A 1,066-nucleotide genomic window follows, 5' to 3' on the forward strand; every position below is an offset into this window, starting at 1 on the left:
AGCCAGTGGTGGTTGTTGCCGGTGGGGGTCGGGCCGGGGGCGACGGTGTTGATCGTGATGCCCCGCTTGCCCAGCTCGTTGGCCAGGGCGAAGCCCATTCGCTCCACCGCGCCTTTGGTCATCGCGTAGGGCGCCTCGCCCGCCAGGGCGATCCTGGTGCTGGCGGTGGAGATGTTGACGATCCGCCCGCCGTCGCTCATCAGTGGCAGCGCCCGCTGGACCAGGAAGAACGGCGCGGTCACGTTGACCATGAACACCCGCGCGAACTCCTCCGGCGTGACCTCCTCGAACGAGCCCACCCAGGTGCCCGCATTGTTCACCAGCACGTCCAGTGTCCTGCCGTCCAGTCCGCGCGCCACTTCGGTGAGCAGTTCGCCGATCTCCGCCTCCAGGGGCCGGGCGCCGGTGCCGAACTCGGCGCGTACGGCGAAGGCGCTCCCGCCCGCCTCCCGCACGGCGGCCACGGTCTCGGCCGCGCTCTCCTCGTTGGTGGCGTAGTGAACCGCGACCAGGGCTCCTTGGGCGCCCAGCCGGCGCGCGACGGCCCGGCCGATGCCGCGGGACGCCCCCGTCACCAGGGCCGTCTTGTCGGACATATCACTCATCGGTGCTCCTTGTGGTGAATGAGACTGTCAAGCATCCGCACCCCCGGTCGAGGCCCGCTGGAGTCACCGGGCAGCAGGGCCGGTTGGGCCTTGTGGAGGCGGGCGGCGAAAACTACTATCGCGTTGACTTTTAGGAAACTTTCCTAAAAGAATGTGCGCCGCCGGGACGGCCGCGCCGTACGAAGGAGTGGTCAGGTGTCGATACGCGGACTAAGGATCACCGCGTCGGTGGCCGCGGCAGCGGTCGTCGCCGGCGTGGTGGCGATCATCGCCCCCATGTCCTCCGCCGCCGCGGCGGTCTGCGCGTCGGCCTGGCAGCCGACCTCGGTCTACCACGGCGGGATGATCGCCTCCCACGGCGGCCACAACTGGTCCGCCCGCTGGTGGACGCAGAACGAGGTACCCGGAAACGCCTATGTCTGGGCCGACCGCGGGACCTGCGACGGCGGCGGCCCAGACAT

2 protein-coding genes are annotated in these 1,066 nt (G+C 69.8%); one reads left to right on the plus strand and one right to left on the minus strand.

Annotated features, from left to right (window positions below):
- Window positions 1-605 (minus strand): SDR family NAD(P)-dependent oxidoreductase (locus C1I98_RS39185; RefSeq protein WP_233508584.1); only part of this gene is annotated, 605 nt, incomplete at its 3' end.
- A 195-nt stretch (window positions 606-800) separates the two neighbouring features.
- Here C1I98_RS39185 and C1I98_RS39190 point away from each other — a divergent pair.
- Window positions 801-1,066, plus strand: a 266-nt coding sequence (locus C1I98_RS39190) for a carbohydrate-binding protein (RefSeq protein ID WP_368773565.1), incomplete at its 3' end; no start/stop codon positions are given.

Origin of the sequence: Spongiactinospora gelatinilytica (assembly GCF_003236385.1) — a bacterium.
GTDB classification, from domain to species: domain Bacteria; phylum Actinomycetota; class Actinomycetes; order Streptosporangiales; family Streptosporangiaceae; genus Spongiactinospora; species Spongiactinospora gelatinilytica.